Here is a 5,368-nt window from a genome sequence, read left to right as displayed (position 1 = left end):
GTGCTTTGAGTACTTTAGCCACTTTGTGGCGAGTTGATGACGAATCTACCGCTACCTTGATGAACTACTTTTATGAAGAATTTAAAAATGGTCGTACTAAGGCAGAAGCATTAAGATTAGCCCAGATGAAGCTTTGGCAAACACCAGATAAAGATTGGCAAGTCCCTGCCTTTTGGTCGGCTTATGTCACTATCGGTAATTGGAAATAATTGTGGCGTTGCCGTTTGCTATCGTCGCGATAATTAACGTTTAATTTCCCTCTAGAAATTACTAGGGCGTGTCATTAAAAATCTATTGAGAAATAATACTCAAACCAACTCGATCGCGATCTTGTAACGGCTTGCTGCTACGCAAAACATATCTTTCTCCTGGAGATATTCCCGCAACAATCTCTACTTTGCCCTTAGCGCGATCGCCAACTACAACTTTACGCCGAATTACATTACTTTCTGGTGAATTATCTTGAGGTACGATAAAAACATAGTTGGCTTCATTTTCTTCAATAATAGCCGACTCTGGCAAAATAATGTGAGACTCTTGCTTGGGAGCAAAACTAACTCTAGCCAGTAACCCCCCTTTAATTTGACCGTCAGAATTATCAATAGTTACTTCTACAGGAATTTGGCGGGATGAAGAATTAGCGATGGGTGCGATACGGCTTACCCTGCCCGTAAAAATGCGATCGCCAAAAGCATCTAAACTAACTTGCACTGGTTGTCCCAGGCTAACTTTGCCCAAATCCAACTCAGAAAGGGGAATATTAATTTTAATTTGACTAAAATCGCCAATGGTTACCACTTCCTCTCCCCCACGAACCAAACTACCAGGATCTTTGGCTCTAGCAGTGACAACACCACTAATCGGCGCAACTATCTGACTATAAGCTTGTCGTTGCTGAGATTCGGCGATCGCCGAACGTTGAGTGGCGATTCTACTTCGCACTATTGCCACGGCTTGTTCTTCCAATTTAACGGCTTCGCGAGCAGTTAATAAAGCTTTTTCAGCTATTCTGGCAGCAGTAACAAAGGATTCTGCTTGTTGTTGGGCGATCAGTCCTGTTTTTGCTAAATTTTGATATCTTAGGGCTTCACTTCTTGCTTGTTCCAATTGAATTTCAGCCTCTTCCAACTGAATTCGAGCATTGTTGACTTGAATCTTTGCCCGAGCTAATTCCGATTCTAAAGCTGCTAGCTCTCCCGCCCTTCCTTCTACATTAGTTAACAAAAGGCGATCGTCTAATTGACCGAGGGATTGACCCCCCTCGACTCTATCCCCCACTCGAACTAATAAATCTAGCAAAGTTCCTTCTGTCTGCGATCGCCAGGATACTTCCTGTCTGGGCAAAGTCGTTCCTCTGTATTGACGCAACGAAGATAGGTAACCTAAATTGGCGATTTGAACATCCACTTTAGTTAATCTTGGGGTTAAAGGTGAATTCCCCACATTTGTTGCCACAGTCGCCTTGGGGGTTGGACTACAACCAAAGGAGATGCTAGAAGCAATGATTAACCCGACAAACCTTAAATTAAGATTTACTTGCCATTTTTCCGCTTTTTTAAATTGCTTCATTAAACTACCGCTACTTTTTTATTGCTGACTATTTTCTATTAAAGACAAATTTCAGCTAATTTTACAAAAAAGTAAAAGAGCAAACAAAACTTTTATTTTAGATAAAATCTTTAATTTTAAATTTTATTTAAACCTCAGCCAGTCTTTTTCTATATAAGCTAAAGATAATTTAAAGATTTACATAAATTGCTCTAAACGCTTTTTATGCAGACAGTTTTTTTGTCTTAAATTTGTCTGGCGATCGATATCTTCCCACTGTTCTGGACAAATTTTTCTCCCATTCCAAAGTACTTGAGGTATTTTTGAAGTATAACAAAAAGTAATAGAAAATCTTTCATGTTTTGTAGGTGGTTGGGCGCGATGAAAAACACTACTAGTATCGCTAATTACTACCGTACCTTTGGGGGCTATACAAGCTTTCCATTCCGCTCTAGGTACTGCTGATGCCATTTCTGCATCGGAAATATAGCCCAAATTATAATAATTTAACTTTTTAATCGCTTCGGGAGTTAATTGGCGAGATACATAATTGTAAGGTCCTCCTTCCTCTACAACATTATTTAAATAAATAATTATTTTAATAATTCGACGATCTTCCCAATCAAGATGCCATCTTCGTACCCCAGAATATTGACCGTCAGCAAGACTTTTACGCATGGCAAATCCTTGATATAAAATTGGCAAACCAATATAGTTTTCAATTAAATCTAGAAGTTTTGGTTCTAATGCCCAAAGTAGCATTTCGGTAAATTCTCTCAAATCTTTATGGTCTGAACCCACTTCGCAGCCATTATCTTGATTTGACTCAACATTAATTTTTTTTAAATTTTCCGCTAAAATAAAGGCAGTAGACATCATAGTATCTGTAGTACCTAATCCTAATTCTTCAATAGGAATTACACAAGTACCTTCTTGCCTTAATTTGTCTAGAATCTTTTGATAAGAGGCATCTAAGACTGGTAAAGAATTAGCATGACTTAAGATTGCTTTTTGATAGGCTTCTTCTTTAATATTATGTAAGGGAGGAATTTTATAAAATTCCCGTTTTAATTTCTGTGGAATGTTTTTAAATTTACGAGCAATATAAGATAAATTATTAGCTGATATTTTCATAATTATATTAATAAGAGTTTGACGAGCTAATAGAACATAGTTCTACCAGGGAAAATGTTTTTCAAAAATATCAATATAATTGAAACAACTCTTGGAGGTTTAAATAAAAATATATTTTTGTCTATATATGTATAACAATCATATTGTCAGATATACATATTCTTTAAATTAGATAGAGTTGTCTTTACAAAAACTTTGTAAATGCTCCCCTAAATTAAATAAGTTTATAGACTCTTGTAACATTATATAATTATAATTTTTGTAATGTCTTCTTTGTTTAAGTTTTTTGTTGTAAATTTGCTTGATAAATGCTTAAAAATTTTGGCGAATCTCAAGCTTCAACCGCCTGTAATTATTACAGAATGCTTCTTGTAGTTCTCTTGATGACTAAAATGGAAAACCAAAGATAGCAAAATGAACTTGACGAATCTAAGAAATATCGATTACAACCTTGGTAGAAAATTTTTTGGTTTTAAAGATCGCTTCTTTCCGAATAAAGAAAACCTGCTTGCTAGATAAGACGGCTGAGATTCAATTATTGAGCGAAATTTTCAATCCTTTTCAATTTAATTTTTTTACGGCTAATTTATGAAATTCTTAAGCTGTTTGCCATCGGGTATTTCTTTCCTGATTCTTTTTTTGAGTCTGAACAATTTTTGGTTGGTTAAACCTGGGCTTGCCGAAAGGGTAAATAAGATAAGTACTACTTTAGATACATTAGATTTACAGTTGCCCCTCCCCAATCAAAATGATTTGGAAGTATGTGAGGATACTATTGAGTCATCTATCAATCGCATTATTCAGCGAACGGAGTTGAGCAATGGCAAGTGGGCTATATCAGTTCAATCTTTAGGAGGGAGCAACATATATAGTCTGAATCCAGATTCTTATATGGTTCCCGCTTCTAATATCAAGCTTCTAGTCACGGCTGCTGCATTACAAAAGCTCGATCCCGATGGCAGAATTTACTCTACATCTATTACTGATTGGATTAAAGTCACTAATTTAAAAAGCAATAATGCTTATGCCAATCTTTTATTAAGACATCTAGGTGGCTCTCAATCGGTAAACCAAGCCCTCAGCAATTTGGGAGTAGATACCAATGGCTATCGTCTGAGAGATGGTTCGGGGCTTTCTCGTAACAATTTGGCAACTCCCAGAACACTAGTTTCTACTTTACGGGCTATGTATCACGCTAGAGGTAATGAGATTTTCTTGGCATCTCTTCCCGTTGCTGGTATCAGTGGCACTCTGAAAAATCGCTTGCGTCACACTACAGCAGAGGGTACTGTCAGGGCAAAAACAGGCACTCTAAAAGGAGTCAAAGCTTTGTCTGGTTATCTCAATCATCCAGAATATGGAGTGATTGTCTTTAGCATTATCACCAATCAACCAAACAATCGCGCTAGTCATATCGCAGTTAAAGCCATTGATGAAATTGTGCTGCAATTGAGCAATCCCCATAACTGTCGGTAACAAAAAATACTATTGATCGGCTTTATGTTAAGCATTATTACAATAATGCCGTCATAACGCCTTACTGTCTTGACAGACAAGATAGGAATCGATACATTACATACATACCCGGGTAATTTTTAAATTTAGTGATATGCAAAGTAAGCAGAAAGTAACTTTATACATCCCTCCAGAATTGCACAGGAGACTGAAAATAAAAGCTGCCATAGATGCAGATTCCATGTCTGCTCTAGTGGAAAAAGCGATCGCCTTCTATATGCAATATCCAGAGAAAGTAGAGGAAATCGAGACATCTGCCAGAGGTAAAACTCATCAAGTGCATTTTTGTCCTGAGTGCGAGGAAGCTTTAGTTGTTAGAGATGGAAATCTAGTATCAGTAAGCAGCCAAGCCAGTCAAACTACCGATGATATTTCCTTGAAAATGACCGACAGACCAGACGGTTCTGGAGAATCAAGCGAGGAAGAACTAGTATCCTGTATGTAAGCTTGTTTATCAACAGCCGAGTGTAATAAATCGTTTTTATAAAAGTCTAAGAATCAGCAGGGTCGATAATATGAAAGAAGAGCTAAATATTCTCGTAAAGGCTCAATACCCTTTAATCTACTTAGTTACCCCAGAAGAGGAGAGAGCAGAAGAGGCAGTTGAGAAAATTGCTAAGGACAATACTCAACATCGAAGAGTATTTGTCTGGACTGTGACTAGAGGCATGGTAGAGTACGGTCAACCCCGCTCTTCAACCCAGCACAACACTGTATCTCCAGAAGCTGCCATTGAATGGACGACCAGACAAAAGGAAGATGGTATCTACATTTTCAAGGATCTCCATCCATTTATAGATGGTCCAGTAATAACTAGATGGTTGCGAGATGCGATCGCCGCCTTTAAAGGTACTGATAAAATTATTATCTTAATGTCTCCCATTCAGACATTACCTATTGAGCTTGAAAAAGAAGTTGTAGTTATAGACTATCCACTACCCAACTTAAGCGAGTTAAATCAAGTTCTTTCTTCTAGACTTGCTGAAAGTAAGACTCAACGTTTAGATACGGAGACTAGGGAAAAGTTGCTTAAAGCTGCTTTGGGCTTAACCAAAGATGAAGCCGAAAAAGTATATCGCAAGGCACAAGTTAAAGCTGGTCATTTAACTGGGGATGAAGTTGATATAGTTCTTTCAGAGAAGAAACAGCTAATACGCCGTAATGGGATCTT

At 37.5% G+C, this 5,368-nt stretch carries 6 protein-coding genes; 4 read left to right on the top strand and 2 right to left on the bottom strand.

Annotation, left to right across the window (positions count from 1 at the left end; translation table 11 throughout):
- On the top strand, nucleotides 1–209 hold a 209-nt coding region (locus tag AC33VI_RS22505), incomplete at its 5' end, for a CHAT domain-containing protein (RefSeq protein ID WP_491784502.1).
- 82 nt (nucleotides 210–291) lie between these two features.
- Here the strand turns inward: AC33VI_RS22505 and AC33VI_RS22500 are convergent.
- Together AC33VI_RS22500 and AC33VI_RS22495 are read right to left on the bottom strand one after the other, a co-directional pair.
- On the bottom strand, nucleotides 292–1,569 hold the full coding sequence (locus AC33VI_RS22500) for an efflux RND transporter periplasmic adaptor subunit (RefSeq protein WP_491784501.1): 1,278 nt from the start codon (nucleotides 1,567–1,569) through the stop codon (nucleotides 292–294).
- A gap of 177 nt (nucleotides 1,570–1,746) precedes the next feature.
- Nucleotides 1,747–2,682, bottom strand: coding sequence for a hypothetical protein (locus AC33VI_RS22495; protein WP_491784500.1), 936 nt, complete (start codon nucleotides 2,680–2,682; stop codon nucleotides 1,747–1,749).
- Between the two features lie 588 nt (nucleotides 2,683–3,270).
- Between AC33VI_RS22495 and dacB the strand changes: the two genes are divergently transcribed.
- The 3 genes from dacB to AC33VI_RS22480 form a co-directional block, all read left to right on the top strand.
- On the top strand, nucleotides 3,271–4,158 hold the full coding sequence (dacB, locus tag AC33VI_RS22490) for a D-alanyl-D-alanine carboxypeptidase/D-alanyl-D-alanine endopeptidase (protein WP_491784499.1): 888 nt from the start codon (nucleotides 3,271–3,273) through the stop codon (nucleotides 4,156–4,158).
- Nucleotides 4,159–4,291: 133 nt separating this feature from the next.
- Nucleotides 4,292–4,642 (top strand): slr0373 family blue light stress response protein, encoded by a 351-nt coding sequence (locus AC33VI_RS22485; RefSeq protein WP_491784498.1) that lies wholly within the window; start codon nucleotides 4,292–4,294, stop codon nucleotides 4,640–4,642.
- Nucleotides 4,643–4,712: 70 nt separating this feature from the next.
- Nucleotides 4,713–5,368: AAA family ATPase (locus AC33VI_RS22480; RefSeq protein ID WP_491784497.1), on the top strand; the 656-nt coding region annotated here is incomplete at its 3' end.

Source organism: Waterburya sp. (assembly GCF_058530065.1).
The sequence above is the reverse complement of the archived record's forward strand: the minus strand, read 5'-3'. Positions and strand labels throughout refer to the sequence as shown.

Bases quoted from the DNA above. Each gene is read 5' to 3' on its own strand.
- AC33VI_RS22485 (WP_491784498.1), top strand. From the start codon at position 4,292: ATGCAAAGTAAGCAGAAAGTAACTTTATACATCCCTCCAGAATTGCAC.
- dacB (WP_491784499.1), top strand. From the start codon at position 3,271: ATGAAATTCTTAAGCTGTTTGCCATCGGGTATTTCTTTCCTGATTCTT.
- AC33VI_RS22495 (WP_491784500.1), bottom strand. From the start codon at position 2,682: ATGAAAATATCAGCTAATAATTTATCTTATATTGCTCGTAAATTTAAA.
- AC33VI_RS22500 (WP_491784501.1), bottom strand. From the start codon at position 1,569: ATGAAGCAATTTAAAAAAGCGGAAAAATGGCAAGTAAATCTTAATTTA.